Source organism: Ornithinimicrobium murale, assembly GCF_003352835.1.
GTDB lineage: Bacteria > Actinomycetota > Actinomycetes > Actinomycetales > Dermatophilaceae > Ornithinicoccus > Ornithinicoccus muralis.
This window is the reverse complement of the sequence record NZ_QLVD01000001.1, coordinates 1-26356: the sequence shown is the minus strand read 5'-3', so window position 1 is coordinate 26356 and position 26356 is coordinate 1. Positions and strand designations below refer to the sequence as shown.

Below are 26356 nucleotides of genomic sequence, written 5' to 3'. Positions count from 1 at the left end.
CTGCTCGGCGCGCCCGGCGAGTCTCATGGACGATGGCTTTACCGACAATCGACCCACTTGAATCGGGGATTCCTCCAGTCCGACGGAGTGCCCAGGAGGCGGAAGCATTGGGCTTCGATGGACTGTGGGTCGGCGACCACTTGTTCTTCCACGTTCCACTCCTGGAGTGTCTGACCACCGTCGGCTATGCCCTCGGTGCGACCGAAACTCTAAGTGTTGGCACGGGGGTCCTGCTGCCAGCGCTCCGAGAGCCGGTCTCGCTGGCACGGCAGCTCGCCACCCTCGATGTGCTCAGCTCCGGCAGATTGGTGATAGGTGTAGGGGTGGGCGGCGAGTTCCAGCCTGAGTGGGAAGCCGTGAACGTCGACATGCGCGAGCGGGGTGGGCGAACTGATGAGTTCCTATCCTTGTGGAAGCGGTGGTGCACGGGCGAGCCACTCACCCATGACGGCCGCTATTGGCGGCTTGACACACCTCCGATGCGACCTTTGGCCCCGCGAGAGAATCAAGCGCCCGTCTGGATCGGAGGTCGCAGCGACGCGTCGCTCGCGAGAACAGTGCGGATGCGAGCGGGCTGGCTGGGGATGTTAGCCAGTCCGCGTAGGGTCACCGAGGTGGGGGAGCAGTTGCATGCGCTTTGTGCCGCCGAGCAGGTTGAGCCCTCGCCCTTGGGTCTCATCGTCTTTGTCAACGTTGGCGAGCCGAAGAAAGCCCGAGCTGAGTTGGCGGCCTACGTCTCAGCGAATTTTCGGACGCCGTTCGAGAAGTTGGAGCGTTGGATGGTTTATGGGACTTCGCAACAGGTCGCCGAGCAATTGACCGCTTATGTCAAAGCGGGACTAGACACAGTCGTTATCCACGCTGCCGCCGCTGAGCCCCGGAGTCAGATGGGCGCGATTCGAGAGGCCGTCGAACTTGCGGAGCGCGCAGTCGCACAGGGTGCTGAGCATGCGTAGTCCAACCGTCGATGCGCCCTCCCATCGTCCAGCCGCCTGGGCCAGCCGCGCATTCGACCTGATCACCGAGATCGCCGGATCCGTAGCGGGACTCTGCTTGGTCGTGATCATGCTGCTGACCACTGCAGACGTTGTCCTGCGTCGAATCTTCGACACCCGTTTGCCGGGCACCATTGAGTACTCAGAACTTTTCCTCGGTCTCGGGGTCTTCTTGGGTCTCGGACTCGCACACCGGATGGGAAGCCACGTGTCCACCTCCGCGGTCACCGATCGGCTGGGCAACAGGCCCGCTCAGGTCGCGATCGTACTTGGACTGTTGTGCGGTGCCGCGTTGCTAGTGCTTGCTGTCGGCGCCACAGCGGACAAAGCGATGACGGCGATGGAGTTCGGTGAAACGCGCATCGGCCTTGTCCGAGTTCCCATCTGGCCGGCCCGGATAGCGCTGGCGATCGGCCTAGCAGTCTTTCTCCTAGAGGTTGTCCGAGAGCTCGTGCGCACTTTGAGGAGGTCATCCGGTGATTCCGGTTTCCCCTCTCAGGGCCGAAAGGCGCAATCATGACCGACACGACCATTGTCGCCGTGGGTCTCCTGGTGCTGTTTGCCCTGCTGGCGCTGCGCGTCCCCGTAGCACTGTGCCTGGCAGCGGCCGGCACGCTCGGCATTATCTTGGTCTCCGGCCTGGACGTGGCTATCAGCACCCTCGCGTCGATCCCTTTTAGCTCCACTGTTGTGTACTCGCTCACGGTCGTACCGATGTTCGTGTTAATGGGACTGCTCGTGAGCAACTCCGGAATGCTGGACGGGCTATTCGACGTGGCGGAACGGGCCACCCGACGACTACCCGGAGGCCTGGGTGTCGGGACCGTCGGCGCGGCCGCCTTCCTCGGCGGCATCAGCGGTTCCAGCGCGGCGGATGCTGCTGCCATCGGCCGAGTAGCGATCGGCGAGATGAGCAAGCGTGGCTATGACCGTGCTAGCGCGGCTGCGATCGTGGCCGCCGCCAACACTGTGGCCGTACTCATCCCACCAAGCGTTGTTATCGTGATCTTCGGGATCACCACGGCTCAACCAATCGGTCCCCTGTTACTTGCCGGGATCGTGCCCGGCATCCTCACCGCCGTCGCCTACGCCTTGCTGATTATGTACATGGCTCGGCGCAAGAGCCGGAGGGCTCGGGTTGAACCGCCAGAGCCCATGTCGATTGAGCTGCGAAGCCAGCAACCAGTCTTGGCCGGTCAAAGCACGCCCTTGCAGCGAATCTATGCCGTGCTTGGGGGGGGGCTGCTCTTCACGGTCGTCGTCGGGGGTCTCTACATCGGACTATTCACCGCTACTGAGGCTGCTGCGGTAGGGGCGTTCGCCGGCTTGCTGATCGGCTCGATTTACATGGGTATCACCACCGCTAGCGAGGGCCGGTTGTCCTCCATGCTGAGGGCTGGACGGTTATCGGTGCGCGAGGGCGTTGCCCTTACCAGTATGGTCTTCGCCCTGATAATCGGTGCTTCAATCTTCACCCAGTTTCTGGTCCTCACTGGCGTACCTCGTGCCGTCGGTGCTTGGGTGCTGAGCTGGGACGTCGCACCGGCAGTGGTCGTGGCCGCGTTCTTGCTCCTCCTGATCCCGATGGGCATGTTCATCGACGGTCTCTCGATGATGTTGGTGGTAGCGCCCATCGCCTACCCGATCGTGACGGAGTTGGGCTTCAGCGGCATCTGGTTCGCCATCCTATTCGTCAAGATGATCGAGATAGGCCTGCTGACGCCTCCAGTCGGACTCAACATCTACGTCGTCGCCAGCCTATTCCCTGATCTTAAGGCGGAGGCGATATTTGCGCGCATCTTGCCCTTTATTCTCATCGAGCTGATAGTAACCGCCCTGCTCTTCACTTTTCCCGAGATTGTGACTTTTCTTCCTGATATTTCGAAGGCCACTGGCTAATCCCGAACCGAACGGAGTACGTATGTCCATACAACTCGAGCTCGACGGCCCTATCGCGCGTATCACACTGGCGCGCCCGGAGGCTTTGAACGCATTTACATATCAAGCTTACGGGGAATTGGCCGACGCGGTCATCCAGGCCAACGCGGCACCCAGGGTGAGCGTGATTGTGATCAAGGGTACCGGACGCGCATTTAGTACGGGAGGGGACCTCAAGCAAATCAACGATGCGTTCTTGGCCAACGACCGTCAGCGGATAGCTGAGGTCACCCAACTCTTCGCCACGAACTCACTCCGAGCCTTCACGAGCCTCGAGAGTTCGCCGAAGACTATCGTTGGCGCGATCAACGGCACTTGCGAGGCAGGGGGTGTGGGGCTCCTTCTGTGTACGGACCTATCTGTGGCCGTCAGGTCGGCCGTCTTTCGTGTGCCCGAGGGCCTAGTGGGACTTGCCGACCCGTTCATACCCGCCCGTTTGCCGGCGCGTGTCGGGATAGCAGCGGCGAAGCGCTTGCTACTGACAGCCGAGCGCATCGACGCCGATTCGGCGCTTGAGATGGGCCTAGTCAACGAGGTGTGCGAGGCAGAGGATTTTGATAGGCGGGTCGAGGAGCTGGTCGCTGACCTTCTCGAAATCTCCCCGGCCACGAGGCACCTCTACAAGCGCGTGGTGAATGTCGCGCAGCTCCCCTTCGACGCCGACATCATGCTGCGTGGAAACATGGGAGCCGACGCGCAGGAGGGCGTGGCGGCCTTCGCCGCCCGGAAGAAGCCCGACTGGCCCTCGGCCAGGTCCTCGTGAAGTTTCCCACTAGCGTGATGACGTCCAGTGATACGGCGACGTACGCCGCCGACGTGCTCGTCATCGGCGGCGGAATGGCCGGGATGACTGCAGCCTTGGCCGCTACACGTGCGGGAAAGCGCGTGGTAGTCGTTGACAAAGCCTCTGCGTTCGGTGGGTCAGCCGCGATCTCGGGAGGATTTGTATGGACGGTCAGGTCCGTGGAGGAGTTCGCGTCCCAGTGTCCGCTCGGTGATCTCGAGCTGGGGCACGTTCTCGTAGAGGGCTATCCCGCACTCATAGCGCGCCTCGCAGACACCGGGGTGGAACTCGGTGACGAGCAGCCGGTGCTCTACGGCCGAGGGCGGCGACTCGACGTGCTCGGCTACATTCGGCGGGTGTGTCGAAAGGTCGCGGCTCACGACGGGATACTGGCGCCGATAACGCAGGTTTGCAGCCTAGTGCAGGAGGGAAGGAAGGTGACCGGCGCGCAGGTCCGGGACGCCGGTGGCCTCACCACCATCCTTGCAGAGCGGACAGTCCTGGCGACTGGCGGCTTTCAAGGAAACCGAGCTCTACTGCACCGGCATCTTAAGGGTAGTGCGGCGCGTCTGCTTCACCGAGCCGGACCACAGAGCACGGGCGACGGGCTCACTCTTGGAATTTCTGCGGGCGCCGGGACCAGCCGTGGCATGGACGCTTTCTACGGACACTTGGTCGCGTCAGGCATTCCCGAGTTTACCGAACGCCAGTTTGTTAGGTTCGCACAGTTCTGCAGCGATCAAGGGTTGCTCCTCAATACAGACGGCCGCCGTTTCACTGATGAGTCGCTGGGGGATCACATGAACGCTCAGCAAGTCGCACGCCAGACCGAGGGTCGAGCTTTGCTGGTGTTCGACCATGCGACCCGACGTCGGGCTGCCGCGTCGTTTGTCCCCGGACTCGAGTCCTATGATCCTGTGGTCGAGTGCAGCACGGCCGGAGCGCGGCTCACGTCCGGAGAAGACCTGTCCGCCGTTGCTGCCGGAGCTGCAGTCTGGGGCTACCCGGCGGAGAGCGTGGCGGGTCTCCCGGCGGGTGCCGATTCCTCCGCAGTTGCGAAGAGCCGGCTGGGCGCGCCACCCTATTACGCGGTGGAGGTGCGCCCTGCCATCACGTTCACCGAAGGAGGGCTTCGGATCGACCCGGGGGGGCGTGTGCTTGACCCAGCTGGAACCGTGATTCCAGGTCTGTACTCGGCAGGTGCGGACGCCGGGGGGTTGTTTGCCGGCGGATACGCTGGCGGGCTTGCCAGCGCTGGGGTCTTCGGGATGGTGGCAGTCGAAGATGGGTGATGTTCAGGCTGATATGTCGTCGTCGACCCGTCCGCAGCCACCTTCACCTGACACCAGACAACCAGCTTCACCTCACACCAGACAATTAGGAGTAGCCGTGCGTCGATTTGAGAACGCCGTCGCCGTCATAACCGGCGCTAGCCGAGGCATCGGCATGGGGATCGCTGAGCGTCTAGTGGCCGAGGGCGCACGCGTCGTGATCACCGCTCGCGGCGAGGGGACCCTGGCTGAGTCCATCGCCCACCTTGGAGGTCCTTCGGTCGCGATCGGTGTGTCTGGCAAAAGCGATGACCCCGAGCACAGACGACAGGTCATCCAGACAGCTGTTGAGCAGTTCGGCTCGGTGGACCTGCTGGTCAACAACGTGGGGATCAACCCTGTCTACGGACCCCTGATGGAGTTGGATCTGGACGCAGCCCGCAAAACCGTTGAGGTGAATTGCCTCTCCGCGATTTCGTGGGTCAAGCTGGCCGTCGAGCACGGCCTCAGCGCCCCGCACGCAGCCGTCCTGAACGTCGCCTCCGTCGCTGGCGTCCGGGCTGCTCCAGGCATCGCCTTTTACGGTGCCACCAAAGCCATGCTTATCCACCTGACTACAGAGCTCGCTGTGGAACTGGCACCGAGGATCCGGGTCAACGCTCTGGCTCCGGCCCTGGTCAAGACCCGCTTCGCCAGCGCGCTCCTCGAAGGTAGAGAGGAGCACGTGGTCCGCGACTACCCGATGGGCCGTATCGCCGAGCCCTCGGACATCGCTGGTCCTGCCGCTTTTCTACTCTCGTCGGATGCTGCCTGGGTCACCGGCCAAACCCTCGTCGTCGACGGGGGCCTGATGCTCAGTAGTGGGATTTGACATGGCAGTCGGGATAGCGGCCACTGGTGCCGTTTACGGCATCGGGAGGGCGCTGGCCCGTCGCCTGGCGAGCAAGGGCGACCTATTGTGCCTGCATGCCCCGGACGAACCGGCCATGGTGAGCCTTCGCGACGATCTTGGGCAAGCCGTGTGCCCACAAGGAGTGCGGAGCCGGAGCCAGATGCTGCAGCAGTCCGGCACGAGTGCCTCCCTGCTGGAGGAGGAACAACCACTGGAGCCGGAGCAGGTCGCACAGGTCGTCTTGGAGGCCCTGCAGGACGACCGTCTCCTGATCCTCTCCCACCCTGAGGTCCTCGACTACTACCGCCGCGCGGAGACCACGGATCGCTGGCTGAGCGCGATGAACCGCCTCCGTCAGCGGCTGGTGCCGAGCACGGAAGGACGGTCATGAACACCGCTGCCGCCCCGGCCGGAGACCTGCCCGGCCTGGATCTGGACCGGCTGCGTGAGCACCTCGACCGACAGGCGCCGCACCTGCTGACAGGTGAGCTCACCGCCACCGCACTACCGGGGGGCAAGTCCAACCTGACCTTCAGACTGGACACCCCCACTGCCTCGGCGGTGTTGCGGCGACCTCCGCTGGGGCATGTACTGGCCACCGCCCACGACATGGGCCGCGAGGCCCGGGTGCTGCGGGCCGTGGCTGACAGTCCCGTCCCCGCCCCCAGCGTTCTGCACGAGTGCCACGATCCGGGCGTCATCGGCGCTCCGTTCTACCTCATGGGCTACGTCCCTGGTCAGGTGTACCGCACTCGCGAGCAGTTGCTGGTCATCGGCCCGGAGCGGACGTCGACGATCAGTCATGCGTGCCTGGATACGCTGCTGGACCTGCACCGGATCGATATCACCGGATCCGCGGTTGCCGGTCTCGGTCACCCGGACGGCTTCGTGGAGCGCCAGGTGCGCCGCTGGTCCCGACAGCTGGAAAGCTCACGCTCGCGCGAGCTGCCCGGGGTCGAGAGGCTCATCGAGTGGCTGAGCACCCACCTACCCAGGCCTCAGGAACCGACGATCGTGCACGGTGACTACCGCCTGGACAACCTCATCGTCGACGATGAGGACCAGGTCGCCGCGGTGCTCGACTGGGAGATGACGACGCTAGGCGATCCGCTCATGGACGTGGGCCTATTTCAGGTCTACGAGCAGCTCTCCGAGATCAGCCCTGGCATCATCGACATCGGCACGGCGCCGGGATCCCTGACCCCTGAGCAGTGGCTGCAGCACTATGCGGAGTCCAGCGGCCGGGACCTGTCCGATATCGACTTCTATGTCGCCTTCAGCGCCTTCAAGCTAGCGGTCATCCTGGAGGGAATCCACTACCGCCATCAACGCGGCATGACGTCAGGGCCGGGCTTCGCGCACATCGCCGAGGCCGTCCAACCATTGATCACCTGGTCAATCGACCTCTGTGACAGGAGCATACGATGAACAGCGCCTCCCACCCGGCCACCTCGGGCATGCACTTCGCCTACGACGACCTGACGCACGACCTGATCGCCCGGACCCGCCAGTTCCTGGACGACGAAGTTGCGCCGCGCGTTCCGGACTTCGCCTCCGGCGTGGCGCAGCTCGATAACCACTGGGCATGGAGCCGGGTTGCGGCACTTCAGGAGCTGCGCACCATCGCCCGCGAGCGGGGACTGTGGAATCTCTTCCTCCCGGGCGCGGACGGGGCAGGCCTGACCAATCTGCAGTATGCGCCGCTGGCGGAGATGTCCGGCCGCATCGGCCACCTTGCGCCGGCCGCGATGAACTGTGCGGCACCCGACACCGGGAACATGGAACTGCTCTCATTGTTCGCCTCCCCGGACCAGCGGACGCAGTGGCTGAAGCCGCTACTGGAGGGCCGGATTCGTTCGGCCTTCCTGATGACCGAACCGGAAGTCGCCTCTTCGGATGCGACCAACATCAGCACCCGTATCGAGACCAAGGACGGCGGGTATCTCATCAATGGTCGCAAGTGGTGGGCGACCGGCGCTATGAACCCCGATGCCGCCGTCTTCATCCTCCTCGGGCGGAGTGACCCCGAGGCAGCACGGCACGAACAGCACAGCATGCTGCTCGTGCCCCGAGACACCCCTGGAGTGCAGATCGTCCGGCCGCTCACTGTGTTCGGCTATGACGATCGCGAGCACGGTGGTCACGCCGAGATCAGCCTGACGGACGTTTGGGTCCCACGAGAGGCACTCCTCGGAGAGGAGGGCGCCGGGTTCGCCATGGCGCAGGCCAGACTCGGGCCTGGCCGGATCCACCACTGCATGCGCTCTATCGGCGTGGCCGAAGTCGCCCTGGAGCTCATGTGCGAACGCGCCGATCAGCGGCGTCCGTTCGGTGGGCCCCTCTCCGACCGCGGCGTCGTGCGCGAGTGGATCGCCCAGTCCCGGATCCAGATCGAGCAACTGCGTCTCTTGGTCCTGAAGACCGCCTGGATGATTGATACCGTCGGCGTGAAGGCAGCGGCCACCGAGGTTGCGGCGATCAAGGTCGCGACCCCGGCCACCGTGCAGTCCATCGTCGACACGGCCATCCAGGCCCACGGTGCCGCCGGGGTCTCCGGTGACTTTACCTTGGCCAAGGCCGCAGCGGACATTCGCACGCTGCGCCTTGCCGACGGTCCCGACGAAGTCCACCGCCGCGCCCTAGGCCGCACGGAGTTGCGCAGGCAGCGCGACCGGCGTGCGCTGCTGACGGACTGAACGCCCCGCCCACAGGTTGAGACCGCTCGCCAATTTCGGGCAGTAGTTCTACCGGTGCAGGAAGCCCTTCCGTCGGCCGCGTGTGTGGTCGGCGCGGGAGGCAGCCCCAGCCACAACTCGCAGGGCATGCGTTCAAACGGGGCGTGGAGTACCCAAAGCGCTTGCTCAGGGCCGCACTTGCACAGGCGTCCACTCTCGCGTTCATCCACCTCCTTCTAGAGCCCCATTCACTTGGATAAGGCTGCGGCAGGAACGCCGGGTGAAGCTTCTTGGTCCTGGGCATTCTGAGCATCCTGCTCTTCGCGCGCTCGTACCCGGTTCAGTTCTTCCTCAATGGCGGCGCCCCTGGACCGCGGGTCTGAACCTGCGCCCGTGCCAGCGCTCTGCGCACCGCGGTCTGCGTGCGATCCGTCAACCCTGCTAGTTCACGCAGCGATCGCCCGGCTTGGTACTCCCTGGACACAAATTCGATCAACCTCGCGCGTTGCTCCGGCGTCTGCCTTATTGTGGCTGAGCCGACGAACTCTGGTAACGGGCCTGGGTAAGACGCTCGGCCGGGGTACGCCATGCACTACAGCATGCCAGCGCCCGGGCCGCCGTGGTGATCGACTGTGAGAACGCCCGCCCTCGACGGCTTGCTCCTCAAGGCAACTGCCGCAGCAATCACGATCCAGTTCCGACTCGGCCCGTTCCACCTGCCCAGTCTGCGTCGACCACTCGTGCGTGTGGTTGTGCCCTACCGGGAGGGACCTGTGTGGTCGCGTCGCTGGTTTGTCGTTGTGGTGCTGTTCTTGCGTTCGTACTGCCGGCCGAGGGGCACCTCGGTGGTGGGTGTGGAGACGCTGCCGTGGTCATCGGGGAGCACGGTCATCAGTCGGGAGCGTAGGTCATGGGCGGGGCGGTCCGTCAGGGGCTCCTGGGCCACGGACTCCCATAGGAGTGCGGCGACGTCATGCCCTTCCTGGTGCAGCTGCTGCATAACGCGGGCCAGGGCAGGCCAGTCTGTCTGTAGGGGCAGTCGGGTGTCGATCTGCGTGGCGAGAGGCGCCCAGCGGGTCTCGGGTGTTTGAGGTTCGCTGGACGGCTGCTTGGTGCGGGAGTCGTCGCCGGAAGTGGCTTTCTTGTAGTGCTGTGGGCGACGACTGGTGGCCGCAGGGGTGTCGACCCCAGCAGTCGGCCTGGCCTCGTCCTGGCGCTCCAGCCGTTCCTTTAGGCTGCTGACTCCCTCGAGCTGGGCGGTCACTACTCTCCTGGGGTCCTCGTGCCAGGACTGCACGGCGCGAAGGAGCGCCCGGCGGCTTTCATCCTGGGTGATGCCGAGGCTCTTGGCGATGGTGTCTATGCCGGATTCCCACTCTGTGGGGGAGTGCGTGGCCAACACCGTTGCCGCCGCGGGGAGCGCCTGGTCAGCGGTCAAGTTGGTGAGGCACTTATCTATCAGTATCTGCGTGAGCGGCTTGGTGTTGCCCATGGCCTCGCGCAGCCTCTCAGGACCGCGGTATTCCAACAGGTCTGCAGGGTCGGACCCGGCCGGCAGGGTTGGTACACGGGGGGTGAGGTTGTGTTGGGACAGGAGCCAGTGGTCACGTTCTGCGGCCAGTCGCCCTGCCAGGTCGGCGTCGGTGGCGACCAACGGGGTGTCTGAGAAGGTGGCCAACTGGCGGGCCTGTGTCTGGGTCAGGGCCGTGCCCAGTGGTGCGACGCCGACGTACTTGCCCGCACCGGCGAGAGTGACAGCGTGCGCGTCCATCGGTCCCTCGACGAGCACTGGTGTTGCACCGGCGGCCAGGAGGTCGGGGACAAGGCCGTACAGCTGGTCGCATTTGGCGAATAGTGGGGTGCCGGGGGTGTTGAGGTACTTTGGGCCGGCGTGCGGGGTGTCGTCGGTGTGCGCTGGGTTGCGGCGTCCGATAAATCCGAGGACCTGCCCGCGCGAGTCCTGGATCGGGAAGAGTGCACGGTCGCGGAAGCGGTCGATCAGCCGCCCATCGCGAGTTGTCGAGGCCAGACCAGACTCGGTGAGCTCGAGGGTAGTCACACCACGGGCGCGCAGGTGGTCGACCAGATGGGTCCAGCCCGCGGGGGCATACCCGGGACGGACGTGTGCGTGCCCGGCCACGTCCTGCCCGAACCGGTCCGTGAGGTAGTCGCGGGCCCACCCCCCGGTAGCGAACCGGCCCTCGTAGAAGGCTAGTGCCATTGCGTTGACGTGGGCGAGACGCTCCAAGGGGACGGCGGACTCACGGGCGGCCGCCTCACGCTCGAAGATCTGACCGAGCTCGGCGTCACTGAGTTCGAGCGGGTCCATCGTCTCCCGGACCAGGGCGGCCAGGACCAGGCCGCGCTCCACCTCGCCCTCGTCGAGTGGCGCGGGGGAGGTGTCGGTCACCTCGGCCGGGACCGGGCCGTCGCTGAGGCTGACCAGGTAGGCGGCCCACTCCGCATCGCTGGCGACATTCGAGGGGGCATCGAGGTCGCCGGGCAGGTCGTCCTCTGGGGGAGCGGTCTGCGGGTCGGGCTCGTGGCTGGTCGGCGGTTCGGTGAGCATCGTGATCCGCCAGACCATCGCCTGGGCGTCGTCGACGTCGGTGCCAGGTTCGGGGGCAGTCGTGGCCAGGTCCGAAAGATCCCAGCCGCGTTGCAGCGCGTGGTCCACGCTGGTCACCAGGACCGGCCACCAGGGACTGTCCTGCATGGCCTGCACCCGTGAGGTGCCCAACTGATCGCCCAGGACAGGCACCCAGGTGGTGGTGAGGGGGTGTGGTTCGTCGACCTGCGCGGTGACGGCCGGGGAGAGGTGCTCGGCCACCCGCCACCACAGGGCGGAGGCGGCGTGGTCATCGGGCAACGGACCAGTGTGCGCGGCCGAACTGACCAGACCGGCGGCATTCAGCCCGGCGCGCGAGACCGCGGCCAGTCGCTCGGCCAGGACAGGAGCGAACTGGTCGGCGCGGGCCTGCGGGGAGATCCGCCCGATCAGGTCCCCCCACTCGTCCAGGGCCGGGGTGCGATGACCGGCCAGCTGCTGGGTCAACTCGCGCTGGTAGAGGGTGGGGGCCTTGTCCATCTGGGGCGGCCCGGTGGGGCGCAGGTCCGCGGGGTCGACGCTCATAGCGGCCCGCCAGACCGCGACCTTGCCGAGGACCTCGTCGCTGGGGCGGGCGTGGCCCTGCGTGGCCCAGTCAGGCAGCGCGGAGGAGACGGCCTGGTCGGTGACCTCACTGGCCAGGTTGGTCACGAGGCCGGCGCGGCGGGTGAGGTAGTCACCCCAGGTGGGGTGCTCGGCCAGGGGCTGGGGGACGGCGGGCACCCACGGCAGGGGGCCGGCCCCGGCGTTGCGGAGCCCGGAATCGTCCAGGCGCCATCCCAGGACGGCAGCCGGGTCGCTGGCACTGTCCAGCTCGCGGGATGCCACGGCCGCCCCCAACGCCGCGGCCGGGTCGATATCGTGCGCGGCCAGCAGGGTGAGGTGGGCTCGCAGTGTCGGCCAGGCCGCGGCTTTGGTGAGGTCGGGGACCATCGCGTCGGCAGCCTCGTCCAGCCGGGTGAGGCCTTCCTGGCCGAGCCGGTCGGCCGCCGCCATGTAGAGCGCGTCAAGGTACCGGTCGGTGGACTGACCCAGCAGGTGCGCCGGGTCGGACAGTGTGCGGCGCATCGTGGTGGCCGAGACCGGGGACTCGTCGCGGGCCAGGATCTGCTCGAGGAGGTCGGTGGCGGTTCGCGGGTGGACCGTGCCTGGCTTGACCAGGTTGTGTTCGTCGCCGTCGCCGACGACCTCGAGGTAGAGGTGGTTGGCGTGAGCACCGCGGGTCATCATCGTGTATAGCTGCTGGCGGGACTCCGCGCCGGTGGCCAGGGCGTGGGTGGTGTCCACCGACACCCCTTGGGCTGCGTGAACGGTGGTGGCGTAGCCCAGTTCGGTGGAATCCTGCACGTAGGCGGGCGGGAGGTTGACCGTGCGGCCGGCGCGGGTGTGCTGGACCTGCAGGGACCCGTCTGCGGGGAGATCCACGATCGTCCACCGGTCGCCGTTCTTCACGAAGTCGGTTGCGGTCATGGTCAGGCGCCGGTCGTTGGTGCGGGTGATGATCACGTCACCGACCGAGGCTTCGTTGCCGTCGGAGAGGATGCGGGCCGGGCAGGGGTCGTTGGTGCCCTCCATCCGGTGTGCCCGAGCCTTCTGGTTCAGTTCGGCGACGAGCTCACGGGTCGGAGCGAGCATGATCGCGTCCCGACCTTGCCCGCGGTCGGCCTGCCAGGACTGGAACACTTCTTCGGTCATGGTGGCCATGTCCCCGACATGCACCCGCTGGGCGTCCAGGTAGAACCCGAGGGCTTCTGGCTTCCCGTCGCGCAACGCCAGGGACGCCGCTCCCTCGGCTATACCCTCGAACCGCATCAGCTCGGTCAGGTGCAGGGCGCCGTGCGTGGCGCGGATATCGCGCAGTACACCGCCGGCGCCGATCGCGGCGAGCTGCTGGTCGTCCCCGATGAGCCGGACCGCACCGCCCCGGGTGGTGATGAAATCGACCGCCGTGTCCAGGGAGAGGGTGTCGGCCATCCCCGCCTCGTCGATCAGGACCAGGGTGTCCGGGCCGATGGAGTGTGCCCACTGCGGCAGCCCGTCCTGGTCGCGCTGCAGTGTCCAGACCAACTTGGCGAGGGTGTCTGTGTGGGTCTGTGCCTGGTCGCGCAGCGCCGCGGCCGCGGCCGCCGACGGGGCCAGGCCCAGGACCGTTCCGCCGGACTCCTCCCACGCCTTGGTCAGCGACCTCATTGCCGTGGTCTTGCCCGCGCCGGCGGGCGCGATCGCCAGTTGGAGTCGTGCACCGGAGGTTGCCATCTCACGCACCAGCTCGGCCTGGCCAGCGTTGAGGGTGACGCCGTTAGCGACCGATTCCAGGAGCGCAACTTCGACGGCCTCGGGGCTGGCACGGCGGGCGTCGGTGCGGCCAGCGGTCGCCACGAGGCGTTGTTCGGCGGCGACGACGGTGTGGGAGGTGAACAGGTCCGACCCGGCCACCTGGTAGACGCTGCTGCCGTCGCTGCGCCGTAGCGGTGCGGGTTCCACTAAGGGGTCTTTCCGCTCCTGCAGCTGCTGACTCAGCCGCAAGGCCTGCGTGCTGAGCCGGTCCACCAGGGTCTCGACCTGCTCGTGGGATACGTCCATCCGGCGCACTCGTCGCTGTGCTTCGGCCCGCACGTGCCAGACCTGCCAGGTCGAGCGGGAGGACTCGACCGTGCTCACGATCCGCCTCGCTGTCTCCCGCACCCAGGCGTCGGTCACCGCCTGCCCGCGGCCCTCGGTGACCGCGCCGCGGCGGGCCTGGTTGACCATCGCCCGGATCGCCTCGGGACCGCCCAGCACCTGCACCGCCTCGGCGTGCCAGGTCGCGCGCTGCTGCGCCAGACTCCGCGGCTCGTGCTTGGCCTCACGGGTCTCCAGCGTGGCCTGCTGGGCGAGCTGGATCGACTCGATCGGGGTCGGCGGGCGGCCGTGCCTTCCCTGAAACTCCTGGGCCAGAATGCTGCGCCTGGCCTCGATGCTGGCCCGCCTCGAGGACCACCGTTCGTTCAGCGCGGGGTCGACCCCCACGACCTCCCGGACCGAGCGCTTCTGGGTGTCCGTGCCCTGGCGTTCCTCAAAGGCGATGCCCAGTGGCCGCAGCTGCTTCTCCAACGCGGTGTTGTACGTCTCCGACGCAGTGACGGTGGCCTTGAACAGCAACCGACCGTCGATGGAGAGCCAGTTGCCGTCCAGGGTCTGCACCTTGTTCGCCACCGCGACGTGGGTGTGCAGGTCGGGGTCGCCGGCCCGCGAGTCGCGATGCGTGAACGCCGTGGCGACCAGGCCGCGCACGTCCACCTGCTGCACCCCGTTCTTCCCGGTGCGGGTGAACAGGGCGTGTTGCTCAAGGAAGGACAGCGCTTCCCGGACCGCGTTCTGGTGAGCCCGTTCGATCTGTGCAGCGGTGGACAAGTCCGCGACCGCCCACAGTGTCGATACCGATTTCACGGGGGAGAAAGTCAGGTCATAGCCGGCGACAGCCGTGGTCTTCGGGCGGGACTGACGTGCGATGAACCCTGCCAGTTCCCTCTCGCTCAGCGGTGCCCGGCGATGCTCCGTGACGAACATCGCGGCGGCGACTTCGGTGCGGATACGGGCCCGCTCCTGCACCTCGATCGGATGATCCGCCGGCAGCCCCAGGGACCGGTTGTGCTTCTCGAAACGGCGGGCGACCTGGATCCGGAACGGTGAGAGGTCATCCCGCCCGGTGTAGACCCGAAAGCGTGCCCCCAGCGGGCCGCCGACCTGCTCCCCCAAGGGGTGCTCACCGGTGCCGAACAACCTGGCCATCTGCTCGGCGGTGACCTCATCACCGGCCGCGAGACCCTCGATGCCGACCATGCCCGAGCCGACCCACACCCCCGGGGACTCGCCCTTGGCGGTGTAGTAGCTCGTCAGCCCGGCGTGCCCGGTCTCGGTGGCGTCTTGACGCGCGACCTGCCGGGTGAGGTAGTCATACCCTGACCCCGCGGTCAACTTGTGAATCGTCATCGCCACACCTCCCTAAAGCCCCAAAACCGCCCCTCAGAGACTCACCTTTCGACGCCGAACCCGCGGCGAAAACACCCATCATGACCAGTCCCGCCAGACGGGACTGGTCACGGTTTGACCGTGGATGCAAGAGGTGTGTCGGACTTGGGTGCTGGTGTTGCGTGGTGGGGACGTTGGCGGTGAAGGTGAGCAATGGGTCTGTTCGGTTCTGTGGATGGGGACGGGGCCTGTTGGGGTCCTGTGGATCGTGAGGTGGGGATGGTGAGTCTGTGTCGGTGCTTACTGGGGCTTTAGGGGGTGAGATGGTGTCGAGTTGGAAGGTGTTGAGCGTGGCTAATCAGAGGGTGCGGCAGTTGGCGCGGCGTCGAGTGCGGGAGGCGCAGGCTCAGGCGTTGAGTGATCGGCGGGCGCGGGAGAGGCGGTGGAGTGATCTGGGGGTGGCGGTCGTGGTGGCGCTAGCTGAGCGGGATCAGGCGGTGCTAGCGCATGAGCGGGCGGCGGGGGAGGCGCTGCGGGAGTTGACCGAGGATGAGGGGGTGACGTTGCGGGAGGCGGTGACCTGGTGTGGGGAAGGGTTGAGCGTGCGGGAGGCTGGCCGGTTGCGGGGCCTGTCGTGCGGGGATGACAGCAGCGGGGACGACGGCGGCGCGGCTGAAACCAATCAGGGTGAAACCGGGGGCGGTGGGACCCTGGAGGGGTGAAGGTGGCTGGCCGGTTGGACGGTGCGGGGCTCGACGCTCTCGGGGTGGCCCTGGCCGATGCTGGGGCGCTTGGCCGCTACCTGTCAAAGATTGTGGCGGTGCCGGGTTCTGGCTGCGCGTGGTGGACGGGGGCGATCAGCGGGCGCGGGCACGGGCGCTTTACTACAGCCAGGGGCGGGTGGTGATCGCGCACCGGTTCGGCTTCGGCCTGGTGTACGGGGCGGCGGTTCTGGATTCGGTGCGGGTGCTTGGTCATCGGTGTGACAACCCGCTGTGTCAGCGGGTCCACCCTGATCACGTGGTGGCCTCCTCATTTGAGGCGAACCGGCGTGAGTTCCTGATCCGGCGTGATCTGATCGGGTCCCCGTTGGGCGACCCGCGAGGGGCGCGGCGGCGGGCGCGTGAGTTGCGCGACCTGGCGCGGGTTGATCCTGGGCTGGTGGCGGTCGACCTAGCGCGGCTGCGGGACCGCTACGGGGAGCAGATGCCCGTTGTGGTGACGTCCTGCGCGGGTCTGGTCGGCATAGAGGCGGCGGGACAGCAGCACGGCGGCGCGGCGGTTGACCTCGGCAGCGACGGCGGGGACCTCGGCGGGGACGGCCAGGTGCTCGACTAGTTCGGCCCATGGTTGGGGGCGGTTTTCGGCGAGCAGCTGCAGGCGGTAGTGCAACGTGGCCAGGCGGCGAGCCAGCAGCGCGGCCGCGAAGTGTGGTGAGGTGGTGCGGTCGGCGGCGGCTCTGACGGCGCGGCCGGTGTCCCGGTTCACGAGGGCGACAATCTGCACGGCGGGGTGTCCTTTCTGAAAACGTGTGCAGGCCGGCCCGTGGGAAGGGGTCACGGGCCGGCCTGCAGTTCTGGGGGTGGGTCAGATGGTGGCCACCGCTGAGCGCCAGGCGGCCTCCTTGGCCCGGTTGGGCTCCTCGGAGGTCAGCAGCCGCCGAGCGCGGGCCGTTGCGCGGTCCTCCTTGGTGCGGACGGGGGCGTAATGGTCGATGTACTCCACGACCGACTGATAGCCCGCCCACGCTGTGCCGCGCACCCGGGCGTGGGTGTCGGCGTCGGCCCACAGGCTCATCAGCGCGTTGTCACGTTCGGCGGCGGTGCGCTTGGTGCGGCCGGTGGCGTCCTGAGCGGTGGTGCCGAACACGCTCCGCGTGAGGTCCACGAAGGCGGCTTCGGTCATCGTGATGTTGATCAACTTCTCTGCCTCGGCCTCGAACTCGGCTGCGTAGTCGAACGTCAACCCCAGGGCCTCGCGGGCCTGCTGCACGGCGGCCTTGGCGTTGGCGGTGTGCCGGATCGACACGCTCCCGGCGTTGTGGCGCAGCGCGGCCCGCTGGGTGTTGGCGCAGACCACGCGAACCGGGGTGAGTAGCAGCCGGAACGCGCTCGTTCCGTCGTGACTGTTCAGGGCGGCGATGTTCAGGTCTATCCGGTCCACTCCGCCGACGTGGATCGACTTGGGCAGGGCCATGGTGACGAAGACCTGACGGCCACTCCGCAATGATCCGGCGGTGTCGAAGATCGCGCCGCCCTCGTCGGCCAGCAGGTTCAGGAACTCGGCGTGCTCCTCGTTCTGCAGCGGGTGGTAGCCAGCACCGACGACGCCCAGCGCCTCGGGCTGGTTGGTCCAGGGGTTGGTGCGGATGGTGGCGAACTTGTCCGGGACCTCGATCGTGGTCACGCCCTCCTCTGTGACCTCGCTAGCGGTCAGGGGGGCCTTGCGGACGTTCCACCCGCCGAGGCGGCCCAGGTGCATGGCCTCCTCGGCGGTGAAGGCAACGCCGCGCACGGTGGTGCCCAACTGGTGCCAGGCGCTCTTACGGGCGAAGATCGCTGCGGCCTGTCCCTCGTGGGTCTCGACTTCGTGTGACATGTCGTGTCCCCTTCCTGGGGTGTTCGGGTTGGTGTGGTCTTGCACTTCTCAGTCTTGGGAATGGGGGCCGGGAGCGGGGGGCGTCCTGCCGAATCTGTGGAAGGGAGCACCGCCTGCCCTCGGCCCTGTGGATGAACGGGTCGGGCGGCGTCGGTGCTTCTCGCTTCGTCCTGGTCCTCGTCGCACCTGGGGAGCGTCAAGAAATCGCGGTCAATCGACGGGGTCCGGCGACGTCTCGAGCTGAACGTGCCGACCCCCGTCAATGCACTGACTGGGTGTTAGGAGAGTGAAATCGGGGCGTAATCAGCTGCTCGAAGGGTGGCGACCTCGCACACGGTCAGCGTGCGGCATGGCCTCTCCCGTCGTTCTGTTCGCCCGGTTGCTCCTGGTGGTCCACGCCGGCAACTTCGATAGTTGGTGGGATCGGTTTGTGTTGGCAGACGCAATGCCGGTACGGGAACATCCGCGGGGGACTTGGCCTGCTCGTCGACGCAGTCCTCGGGTCGGTGCGGCACTTGGCACGGGGTGCAGATCATGCATCCTCCCAGGGGGTGATCACTCGACCGTGAGAGTCACCGGTTGGTCCTCGAGGAGCTCGGCCCGCGTGGCCGTCGCCTCCTCGGCGTGACACCCCGGACGGCCGGTCTCCGGTGCTTTGGCGCCGAGGACACGGACCCGCCCAAGGTCGCGGCCATCGAGGGAGTGGACCACTACGGTGTCTCCGTCGGTAACATGCACGATCCCGGCCCGCATCTGATGGCCATGACTGGACACCGAGGCAGGAGGCGAACTGAGATCCGGGACTCCGTCCGGCGCCTCGATAATCGGGCTGCGACAGCCCCTGCCACCACCGTCACGACGCCGATCACTCTGCAACACATACCTCCATAAGCCACAGGGTCGACGTCCGGAGGCACAGCTGGGTTGAAATTTTCTAGGCCTCCAGTTGTCGGGGTCCCGCCGCTTCGGTGGCTGTCGAGGAGAGGTAGCAGTGGTGGCTCAACGGGGACAAGGCACGGGCCAAGACTCAGTCAGGACTCGGCAAACGATCTGGTGGTTGGCGGCCGTTGGTCCGTAGCCTCCTGCTATGGCCTATCCCGGGCGTGGCTACCCGCAGCCGCTTCCGCAGTTCCGCGGGACCGGCACAGTGCGCCAGACGCGTGCCCAGCGGCAAGTGTTCCTCCAGTTCGTGGCTGCGGAATACCAGGCTGGTCGGTCGCTGCGAGAAGTAGCCGCGCTGACGGACCGAACCCAGACGGCCGTGCGTCGTGCCTTGGCTGAAGCCGAGGTTCAACTTCGTAGACCCGGTGCCCCACGGATCAGGATGGACTGAGGGGACGGGTCTCGCTGACGTAACCCGTCAAGTGCGTGCCCAACGATGGGCTTGCTCGACCTCGGACGGTGCAGGTGATCCGGCTGAGCAGGTCCGGGCCGACCTCAGCAGCAGCCGCGACCTGGCGACCGGGGACCCCTGCTCGGACCGCGGTACCAACGGCCTGGTCGCGGATCTCGAGCACGCTGAATCTGAGACTCGGCACGCCTGAGCTCTCCGGCGGCAGCTTCTACCCTGCCTAGCAGTTCACGTTGGCGAGCAGTGGCGGATGGACTCCGCGACCAGATCAGGTTGCTCATCTCCGAAGTCGTGCACGAGCAGGGGACGCACAAGCAGGCGTGTCGGTCGTGACGGACGAGGAGGTCGCGCGATACCACTCGGATCCTGTCGGGCCAGACTTTGTCGCCGAGAAGAGGCAAGCTCCAGAGCGGCCCCTCCTTGACCGAAGCTACCGCACGCGACATGTGACGACGCCAGACCCTGTGCGAGACGCACGTGAGACCGGGATTCGTTGGTCCAGGCCAGCGGCGTGACGAGCGGAGGCGGTATCCGATCTGCCAGCGGGCCCAGCCTGTCGCTTGCCAGCCCACAGGGACGCCCTGGCCACCTGACGGTGGGTGGTTCTCTCTCCCCCGACGTACTCCTCTGGTGGTCTCACCAGAGCGGTCCGACCGGTGGCGTTCGGTGTCCACCCGAGGCAGTCGCGGGTCTTACGAGGCTGCGGCGTAGTCCCTCCCGATCGCTGTGTCGTGACCCGTCGATAGCCTGTCACCGTGAAGACCACTGATCTCGCCAAGGTACGAGCCACCCTTTGGGCCGCCGCCGATGAGCTGCGCGCCAACTCGAAGCTCACTCCCGTCCAGTATCGCGACCCCGTCCTGGGACTGGTGTTCCTCGCCTACGCCGAGAACCGATTCGAAGCCGTCCAAGGTGAGATCGAAGCCAAAGCCAGTGCCCGCAACCCAGCGACGATCGCCGACTACAAGGCCAAGTCGGTGCTATATGTCCCCGACAAGTCGCGCCTGTCGAGCCTGGTCGACCTTCCCGAGGGCGAAGACGTCGGCAAGGCCACCGACGAGGCGATCAAGGCCATCGAGGCAGCTAATCCCGAGCTGAAGGACATCCTGCCGCGCGGTTACCAGAAGCTCGAGCGTTCGACCCTGATCGAGCTGCTGCGTCTCTTCGCACCGCTGCCCACCCAGCTCGAAGGCGACGCCTTCGGCTTCATCTACGAAGACTTCCTGTCCAACTTCGCCGCCCAGGAAGGCAAGGGCGGTGGTGAGTACTTCACGCCGTACTCCATCGTCCGGCTCATCGTCGAGATCCTCGAGCCCTTCCAAGGGCGCGTCTTCGACCCAGCCTGCGGGTCGGGCGGCATGTTCGTCCAGTGCGCAAAGTTCGTCGAGCGCCACCACGAATCCGCCAGCCGCAAGCTGTCCGTGTTCGGCGCGGAGAAGACAGAGGACACCGTCCCGCTGGCCAAGATGAACCTGGCTCTGCACGGGCTCTCCGGCGACATCCGCCAGGCCAACAGCTACTACGAGGACCCCCACGACGCAGTCGGCGCCTTCGACTACGTGATGGCCAACCCGCCCTTCAACGTCGATAAGATCAAGAAGGAGCAGCTGGCCGGCGACAAGCGGTTCCCCTTCGGCCTGCCAAAGGCCGACAACGGCAACTTCGTGTGGATCCAGCAGTTCTACGCGGCACTGTCCCCGAAGGGCCGTGCTGGCTTCGTCATGGCCAACTCCGCCGGCGACGCTGGCCACTCGGAGAAGGAGATCCGCAAGCAGCTAGTCGAGTCCGGCACCGTCGACGTGATGGTCGCGATCAGCTCCAACTTCTTCTACACCGTCACCCTCCCGGTGACGCTGTGGTTCCTCGACAAGGCCAAGCTTGGAACGCCGCGTGAGGACACCGTGCTGTTCCTGGACGCCCGGCACATCTTCCGCCAGATCGACCGCGCCCATCGCGACTTCCTGTCGGACCAGATCGAGTTCCTGGCCAACATCGTGCGGCTCTACCGCGGCGAGGACGTCGAGACCAGCGAGGGGAGCGGGGCGCTGCTGACGGAGAACTTCCCTGACGGGAAGTACGTCGACGTCGGCGGACTGTGCAAGGTCGCCACCCGCGCCGAGATCGAGGCGCAAGGCTGGAGCCTCAACCCCGGCAGATATACCGGCACGGCTGCCGTCGACGAAAATGACGTCGACTTCGTTGGTGATTTGGAACGAATGTATGAGGAATTCACGCAACTGAGCGACGGGGCCGATGTGCTGCGCTCGAAGGTCGACGCCGCTGTTCAAGGGATCCTCGACGCATGAGCGAGTGGCGTGAGTTGGCGGTCGAGGATCTGTGTGTTCGGGTAACCAGTGGTGGTACGCCTAGCCGTAAACGGGCCGACTTCTACGCCGACGACGGCATCCCCTGGGTCAAGTCGCAGGAGCTCGTTGAGGCAAAGATCGCCGTGACGGAGGAGCACATCTCCGAAGCTGGCCTGAAGGGTTCGTCCGCGAAACTGCTTCCGCCCAACACAGTCCTGTTGGCCATGTATGGGGCAAACGTCGGACAGCTGGGCTGGCTCGGCGTTGAAGCGACCGTCAACCAGGCAATCTGTGCGATGGTGACGGACCCCGAAGTGACGGACTCGCGATTCCTGTACTACGCACTGGCTGGTGCCCGCGTGAACCTAATCGGGAAGGCGCATGGTGCGGCTCAGCAGAACCTCAGTCAGCAACTGATCAGGCCCTTCAAACTGGCCGTCCCAGATCTGGCGACCCAGCGAGGCATTGGTGAGATCCTTCGTTCCATCGACGACCTGATTGAGAACAACCGGCGGCGGGTCGAGGTGCTGGAGGAGATGGCGCGGGCCATCTACCGCGAGTGGTTCGTGAAGTTCCGCTACCCCGGCCACGGAGACGTGCCCATGGTCGACTCCGACCTCGGCCCGATTCCTGAGGGGTGGAATGTACAGGCCCTCACGACCATCGCGACGGTGAACCGTTCCTCGCGGAAGCCTGGCGCCGACGAAACGTTCAAGTACCTCGATATCACGGCACTCTCGGAGCGTTACATCGGCGAACTGGACTCCATCGCTGGTTCGCAGGCCCCGGGGCGAGCGAGACGTGTGGTCGGCCCCGGCGACACTGTCTGGGCAACGGTGCGGCCCAACCGCAGGGCACATGCGCTTGTCGTGACACCTGGGGACGATTGGATCGCCTCGACGGGCTTGGCTGTCCTGACGCCTTCGGGGGTGTCGCCCGCCTTCCTGTTCGAGACAACCTCAACGACAGCGTTCTCAGACTGGCTCGTCGGAAGGGCAACTGGGTCGGCTTACCCCGCGGTTCGGGCGAAGGATTTCGAAGTGGCGCTGGTCATCGTTCCCGACGTCGCGGTGGACGCCGCTTTCGCCGAGAAGGTGTCCCCCATGCATGAGCTGAGCTGGAACCTACGTGTTGAGTGCTCAGCCTTAACCAAACTCCGTGACCTCCTGTTGCCGAAGCTCGTTACTGGTCAGATCGACGTCTCCACGCTCGACCTGGATGCACTGATCGCAGAGCAGGTGGCCTGATGACTCCTACGGGTCCGGAGTACTGGTATGTGGAGAAGCCGAGTATCGAGCTTCTGGCAACGCTGGGCTGGACCCCCGTGGACGCCTTCCAAGAGGCGCTAGGGGCCCAGGGAACCCTCGGGCGTGATTCCCAGCGCGACGTGGTGCTCACGCACCGACTGCGCGGAGCCATGCGCCGGCTCAACCCCGAGGCTGTGCCTGCCACGTCGATCGACGAGGCCATCGAGGTGCTCACGAAGGACCGTTCAGCTATGGACCGGGTACGCGCCAACCGCGAGGTCCACGACTTGCTGTGTGACGGCTACGGGGCGGAGTGGACCGACGAGGACGGTGAGAAGCAGGTCGAGACCCTGCGCTACCTCGACCTGGGCGCACCCTTGAACAATGACCTGCTGGCCGTGCAGCAGATGTGGGTCAAGGGCAACCTGCATAGTCGTCGACTGGATCTAGCACTGTTCGTTAACGGTGTGCCGTTGGTGCTGATGGAGTTCAAGGAGCCCAACGAGTCGGTCAAGTCGGCGTACGACAACAACCTGACCGACTACCGCGACACAATCCCGCAACTATTCGTCCCGAACTGCCTCGTGCTGCTGTCCAACGGCAGTCACGCGAAAGTCGGGTCGACGTACGCGCCGTGGGAGTTCTTCAACGACTGGAAGGTCATCGACGCCCACGGCACCCGCGGCGCGGTCGCTCTGGAGACGGCCCTGCGGGGCACCTGCGACCCGGCAGTGCTGCTGGACCTCCTGGAGAATTTCGTCGCGTACATGGAACGCCCCGGCGGGCTGATCAAGGTCCTGGCGCGGTCGCACCAGTACCTCGGCGTGAACGCAGCGATCGAGAACCTGCACCGGGCGCGGGCCGAGCAGGACAAGCGCCTGGGTGTCTTCTGGCACACGCAGGGCTCGGGCAAGTCGCTGTCGATGTTGTGGTTCACGCAGAAGGTGCTGCGACAAGTGCCCGGTAAGTGGACCTTCGTCATGGTCACCGACCGCACCGAACTCGACACCCAACTGCACGGCGAGTTCGCAGATGCTGGGGCGATCGCGCCCGAGGCTCGTGTGCATGCACGGTCTGTCGCGCACCTGCGTGACCTGCTGGATGCTGATCACCGCTATGTGTTCACGCTGATCCAGAAGTTCCAACCTTCCATAGCGCTGGGGGAACGGCAGATGCCGGTCCTCTCCACCCGGTCCGATGTCGTCGTCATCACCGACGAGGCCCACCGCAGCCAGTACGACACCCTCGCCCTCAACATGCGCACCGCACTGCCGAACGCCTCGATGATGGGCTTCACCGGCACCCCGCTGATCGCAGGCGAGGAGCAGGCCACACGCGAGCAGTTCGGTGACTACGTCAGCGTCTACAACTTCCGCGACGCTATCGAGGACGGCGCGACCGTGCCGCTCTACTACGAGAACCGCATCCCTGAGCTCCAGTTGGTCAACGAGAACTTCTCCGACGACCTTAACGACCTGCTCGAGGAAGCTGAGCTCGACGAGGACGCCGAGGGCCAGCTCGCCCGGGCTTTCGGCACGCAATACACGGTCCTGACGCGCCCTGAGCGGCTGAATACCATCGCCAAGGACCTTGTCACGCACTTCGTCGGGCGTGGCTTCACCGGCAAGGCGATGTACGTCGGACTCGACAAGGCCGCAGCCGTGCGGATGTACAACCTCGTGCAGGAAGCTTGGGCCAACCACCTGGACGAACTACGGGCTGAACACGATGCTTTGCCCGAGCTGGAGCGGCCGTGGTTGGCCTCGCGGATCGAGCTGATGGAGACCACCGACATGGCGGTCGTGGTCTCGCAGAGCCAGAACGAACTGAAGATGCTCGACGACCTCGGCCTCGACATCCGACCGCACCGCGAGCGGATGAACCGCGAGGATCTGGCTGAGAAGTTCAAGGACGCCAAGGACCCACTCCGGCTGGTGTTCGTCTGTGCGATGTGGATGACCGGCTTCGACGCGCCCAGCGTCTCGACGGTCTACCTTGACCGGCCGATGCGCAACCACACGCTGATGCAGACGATCGCCCGCGCCAACAGGGTCTTTCCCGAGAAGGACAACGGCCTGATCGTCGACTACGTCGGTGTCTTCCGGAACCTGGAGAAGGCCCTGGCGATCTACGGTGCCGCGAACGCTGACGAGTCGCCCATCGAGATTATCGACGCACTAGCAGGAGAGCTCGACGCCGCCGTGGCAGGCCTGTTCACGTTCTGCTCCGGTGTCGGCGTGGACCTTGCCGCGATGCGCGATGCCGAGGGGTTCGACCACGTCGCCAAGCGGGACGCCGCCGTCGAGGCGCTGCTGGTCGACGAAGAGACCCGGACCGAGTTTCAGCAGCAAGCCCGTCAGGTTCGCAAGCTCTTCAAGGCCCTCCTGCCGGACCCGACCGCGGCCGCCCAGCAGCGCAACGTCGCTGCGATCCGAGTAATCGCCGAGCGCATCGCGGAAGTCACGCGCCCGCCCGAAGCCGACCTCGGGTCGGTCACGGATGCGGTCGACGCGTTGCTCGACCGGTCGGTGGGTGCCGAGGAGTACGTCATCCGAGCAGCTGCAGAGGGGACCAAGCCTGACCCGCTGATCGACCTGTCGCAGATCGACTTCGAGGGTTTGGCAGCCAAGATCGCCGGGCGGGAACGAGCCGAGACCGACCGGATGGCACAGCTCCTACGGCAGCAGGCCATCAGGTCGGCCACCCGCAACCCGACTCGGTACGAACTCGTCGAGCGGATCGAGCAGCTCATCGACGACTACAACGCCGGCAGCGTGAACATCGACGAGTACCTGCGACGCCTCATCGAGCTGTCCCAGACCCTGACCGAGGAAGAGGAACGCTCGGCACGCGAGGGTCTGACTGAAGAGGAGCTCGCGATCTTCGACCTGTTGACACAGCCCGACCCGGTGCTGACCGCCGACGAGCGGGAGGCGGTCAAGGCGAGCGCCAAGAAGCTTTTGGAGCACCTCCACGACAAGCTCGTCCAGGACTGGCGTCGCAAGGTCGACGTCAAGAACGACGTCGACAGCACAATCCGACGCGTCCTGGACCAGGGCCTGCCGGAGACGCCCTACACCCTCGATATCTTCATCTCAAAGGTGCAGCTTGTCTTCGATCACGTGCTCACCGCCTATGGTGACGATGGCGAGAGCGCATACACCACTCAAGATGACGGCCACCGACCACTGCAGGGCAGTCAGTACGACGGTCCGCTTGACGTGAATAGGATTGCTGACGACGTCGTAGCACGTATCCACGACGATCCGGCCTTCGCCGCGCATGTTGCGGCGCAGTTGGGCGCCGCTGATGGGCTCCGCTAGGCGCCGGCCGAAGCCCCGCACCCGGGAGGCTGATGAAGCCCGGATCAGGCTTCGTCATTCCGACGAAACTCCCAGTCGCGCGGGCCATTCCGCGCGAGTCTTTGCGCGGGGATCTCAGGGTCTTGGATAAGTTCGGTGGCGGCTCGGTCGCCGAGTTGCGCCCGCCTCGGCAGGGGAGCGGACACCGACGTCCGCCGTCCACCGTCGAGGGGCTAGTTTGGGCTGTTGCCCCGATGTGGGAACTTCAAGAAGGTGTGACGACGACATGAACGACCTGCAGGCGGAGCGCCATGAATGGGTGAGGTGTTTCAGCGTTAATGTCCGCTTCGGGCGGTCGGATCAAACCACATCCGGGTCTTCTGGATTGGGTTGATTCTTCCTCTGGTCTCGGTGGTAGGCAAGTCGCTGCCGGGCGGC

Annotated in this window: 19 protein-coding genes; 14 read left to right on the top strand and 5 right to left on the bottom strand. The window is 66.0% G+C overall.

From position 1 onward, the window contains the following. Positions 1–32 precede the first annotated feature (32 nt). From DPQ65_RS00090 to DPQ65_RS00050, 9 genes are all read left to right on the top strand, one after another. Positions 33–956 carry an LLM class flavin-dependent oxidoreductase gene (locus DPQ65_RS00090; protein WP_114905353.1) on the top strand — a complete coding sequence of 308 codons (924 nt, stop codon included), beginning with the start codon at positions 33–35 and terminating at the stop codon, positions 954–956. After that, on the top strand, positions 949–1515 hold the full coding sequence (locus tag DPQ65_RS00085; RefSeq protein WP_114905352.1) for a TRAP transporter small permease subunit: 567 nt from the start codon (positions 949–951) through the stop codon (positions 1513–1515). The genes DPQ65_RS00090 and DPQ65_RS00085 overlap by 8 nt, the downstream gene beginning before the upstream one ends. Further along, the gene (locus tag DPQ65_RS00080) at positions 1512–2894 is read left to right on the top strand and encodes a TRAP transporter large permease (RefSeq protein ID WP_114905351.1); all 1383 of its coding nucleotides are present in this window, start codon (positions 1512–1514) and stop codon (positions 2892–2894) included. The genes DPQ65_RS00085 and DPQ65_RS00080 overlap by 4 nt, the downstream gene beginning before the upstream one ends. A 22-nt stretch (positions 2895–2916) precedes the next feature. Continuing rightward, positions 2917–3696 (top strand): enoyl-CoA hydratase/isomerase family protein, encoded by a 780-nt coding sequence (locus DPQ65_RS00075; RefSeq protein ID WP_114905350.1) that lies wholly within the window; start codon positions 2917–2919, stop codon positions 3694–3696. A 17-nt stretch (positions 3697–3713) separates the two neighbouring features. Next, positions 3714–5009: an FAD-dependent oxidoreductase gene (locus DPQ65_RS00070; protein ID WP_162801918.1), complete on the top strand. Its 1296-nt coding sequence runs from the start codon at positions 3714–3716 to the stop codon at positions 5007–5009. A 97-nt stretch (positions 5010–5106) separates the two neighbouring features. After that, positions 5107–5859 carry an SDR family oxidoreductase gene (locus DPQ65_RS00065; RefSeq protein WP_238146580.1) on the top strand — a complete coding sequence of 251 codons (753 nt, stop codon included), beginning with the start codon at positions 5107–5109 and terminating at the stop codon, positions 5857–5859. Position 5860: 1 nt separating this feature from the next. Then, positions 5861–6271, top strand: a complete 411-nt coding sequence (locus tag DPQ65_RS15415) for a hypothetical protein (protein WP_162801917.1) — start codon at positions 5861–5863, stop codon at positions 6269–6271. Then, on the top strand, positions 6268–7308 hold the full coding sequence (locus DPQ65_RS00055) for a phosphotransferase family protein (protein ID WP_114905347.1): 1041 nt from the start codon (positions 6268–6270) through the stop codon (positions 7306–7308). Before DPQ65_RS15415 ends, DPQ65_RS00055 begins: the two co-directional genes overlap by 4 nt. A 29-nt stretch (positions 7309–7337) precedes the next feature. Then, positions 7338–8576, top strand: a complete 1239-nt coding sequence (locus tag DPQ65_RS00050) for an acyl-CoA dehydrogenase family protein (protein ID WP_114905490.1) — start codon at positions 7338–7340, stop codon at positions 8574–8576. Positions 8577–8895: 319 nt separating this feature from the next. Here DPQ65_RS00050 and DPQ65_RS16415 read toward each other — a convergent pair whose 3' ends face one another. Further along, positions 8896–9144 (bottom strand): helix-turn-helix domain-containing protein, encoded by a 249-nt coding sequence (locus DPQ65_RS16415; RefSeq protein WP_114905346.1) that lies wholly within the window; start codon positions 9142–9144, stop codon positions 8896–8898. Between the two features lie 168 nt (positions 9145–9312). Continuing rightward, complete coding sequence (gene mobF / locus DPQ65_RS00040) at positions 9313–15135, bottom strand: MobF family relaxase (RefSeq protein WP_114905345.1); 5823 nt, start codon at positions 15133–15135, stop codon at positions 9313–9315. Positions 15136–15464: 329 nt separating this feature from the next. Here mobF and DPQ65_RS00035 point away from each other — a divergent pair, with 329 nt between their 5' ends. Further along, positions 15465–15836 carry a hypothetical protein gene (locus DPQ65_RS00035; protein ID WP_162801916.1) on the top strand — a complete coding sequence of 124 codons (372 nt, stop codon included), beginning with the start codon at positions 15465–15467 and terminating at the stop codon, positions 15834–15836. Positions 15837–16287: 451 nt separating this feature from the next. Here the strand turns inward: DPQ65_RS00035 and DPQ65_RS15410 are convergent, their stop codons facing one another. From DPQ65_RS15410 to DPQ65_RS15405, 3 genes are all read right to left on the bottom strand, one after another. Continuing rightward, positions 16288–16620 carry a hypothetical protein gene (locus DPQ65_RS15410; RefSeq protein ID WP_162801915.1) on the bottom strand — a complete coding sequence of 111 codons (333 nt, stop codon included), beginning with the start codon at positions 16618–16620 and terminating at the stop codon, positions 16288–16290. 81 nt (positions 16621–16701) lie between these two features. Next, positions 16702–17712, bottom strand: a complete 1011-nt coding sequence (locus DPQ65_RS00025) for a DUF932 domain-containing protein (RefSeq protein WP_114905342.1) — start codon at positions 17710–17712, stop codon at positions 16702–16704. Positions 17713–18267: 555 nt separating this feature from the next. Then, the gene (locus DPQ65_RS15405) at positions 18268–18423 is read right to left on the bottom strand and encodes a hypothetical protein (protein ID WP_162801914.1); all 156 of its coding nucleotides are present in this window, start codon (positions 18421–18423) and stop codon (positions 18268–18270) included. Positions 18424–18799: 376 nt separating this feature from the next. On the opposite strand from DPQ65_RS15405, the gene DPQ65_RS16410 reads away from it, so the two are divergent. From DPQ65_RS16410 to DPQ65_RS00005, 4 genes are all read left to right on the top strand, one after another. Next, entirely contained in the window at positions 18800–19045 is a 246-nt protein-coding gene (locus DPQ65_RS16410; protein WP_114905341.1) for a helix-turn-helix domain-containing protein, read from the top strand. Between the two features lie 773 nt (positions 19046–19818). Beyond that, positions 19819–21369 carry a class I SAM-dependent DNA methyltransferase gene (locus DPQ65_RS00015; RefSeq protein WP_114905340.1) on the top strand — a complete coding sequence of 517 codons (1551 nt, stop codon included), beginning with the start codon at positions 19819–19821 and terminating at the stop codon, positions 21367–21369. Next, positions 21366–22616, top strand: a complete 1251-nt coding sequence (locus tag DPQ65_RS00010) for a restriction endonuclease subunit S (protein WP_114905339.1) — start codon at positions 21366–21368, stop codon at positions 22614–22616. The genes DPQ65_RS00015 and DPQ65_RS00010 overlap by 4 nt, the downstream gene beginning before the upstream one ends. Continuing rightward, complete coding sequence (locus tag DPQ65_RS00005) at positions 22616–25939, top strand: type I restriction endonuclease subunit R (RefSeq protein WP_114905338.1); 3324 nt, start codon at positions 22616–22618, stop codon at positions 25937–25939. The genes DPQ65_RS00010 and DPQ65_RS00005 overlap by 1 nt, the downstream gene beginning before the upstream one ends. Positions 25940–26356 lie beyond the last annotated feature (417 nt).

Excerpts from the sequence above, each read along its gene's own strand:
- DPQ65_RS00090 (WP_114905353.1), top strand. The coding sequence starts at position 33 with ATGGCTTTACCGACAATCGACCCACTTGAATCGGGGATTCCTCCAGTC.
- DPQ65_RS00085 (WP_114905352.1), top strand. The coding sequence starts at position 949 with ATGCGTAGTCCAACCGTCGATGCGCCCTCCCATCGTCCAGCCGCCTGG.
- DPQ65_RS00080 (WP_114905351.1), top strand. The coding sequence starts at position 1,512 with ATGACCGACACGACCATTGTCGCCGTGGGTCTCCTGGTGCTGTTTGCC.
- DPQ65_RS00075 (WP_114905350.1), top strand. The coding sequence starts at position 2,917 with ATGTCCATACAACTCGAGCTCGACGGCCCTATCGCGCGTATCACACTG.
- DPQ65_RS00070 (WP_162801918.1), top strand. The coding sequence starts at position 3,714 with ATGACGTCCAGTGATACGGCGACGTACGCCGCCGACGTGCTCGTCATC.
- DPQ65_RS15415 (WP_162801917.1), top strand. The coding sequence starts at position 5,861 with ATGGCAGTCGGGATAGCGGCCACTGGTGCCGTTTACGGCATCGGGAGG.
- DPQ65_RS00055 (WP_114905347.1), top strand. The coding sequence starts at position 6,268 with ATGAACACCGCTGCCGCCCCGGCCGGAGACCTGCCCGGCCTGGATCTG.
- DPQ65_RS00050 (WP_114905490.1), top strand. The coding sequence starts at position 7,338 with ATGCACTTCGCCTACGACGACCTGACGCACGACCTGATCGCCCGGACC.
- DPQ65_RS16415 (WP_114905346.1), bottom strand. The coding sequence starts at position 9,144 with ATGGCGTACCCCGGCCGAGCGTCTTACCCAGGCCCGTTACCAGAGTTC.
- mobF (WP_114905345.1), bottom strand. The coding sequence starts at position 15,135 with ATGACGATTCACAAGTTGACCGCGGGGTCAGGGTATGACTACCTCACC.
- DPQ65_RS00025 (WP_114905342.1), bottom strand. The coding sequence starts at position 17,712 with ATGTCACACGAAGTCGAGACCCACGAGGGACAGGCCGCAGCGATCTTC.
- DPQ65_RS16410 (WP_114905341.1), top strand. The coding sequence starts at position 18,800 with ATGGCCTATCCCGGGCGTGGCTACCCGCAGCCGCTTCCGCAGTTCCGC.
- DPQ65_RS00010 (WP_114905339.1), top strand. The coding sequence starts at position 21,366 with ATGAGCGAGTGGCGTGAGTTGGCGGTCGAGGATCTGTGTGTTCGGGTA.
- DPQ65_RS00005 (WP_114905338.1), top strand. The coding sequence starts at position 22,616 with ATGACTCCTACGGGTCCGGAGTACTGGTATGTGGAGAAGCCGAGTATC.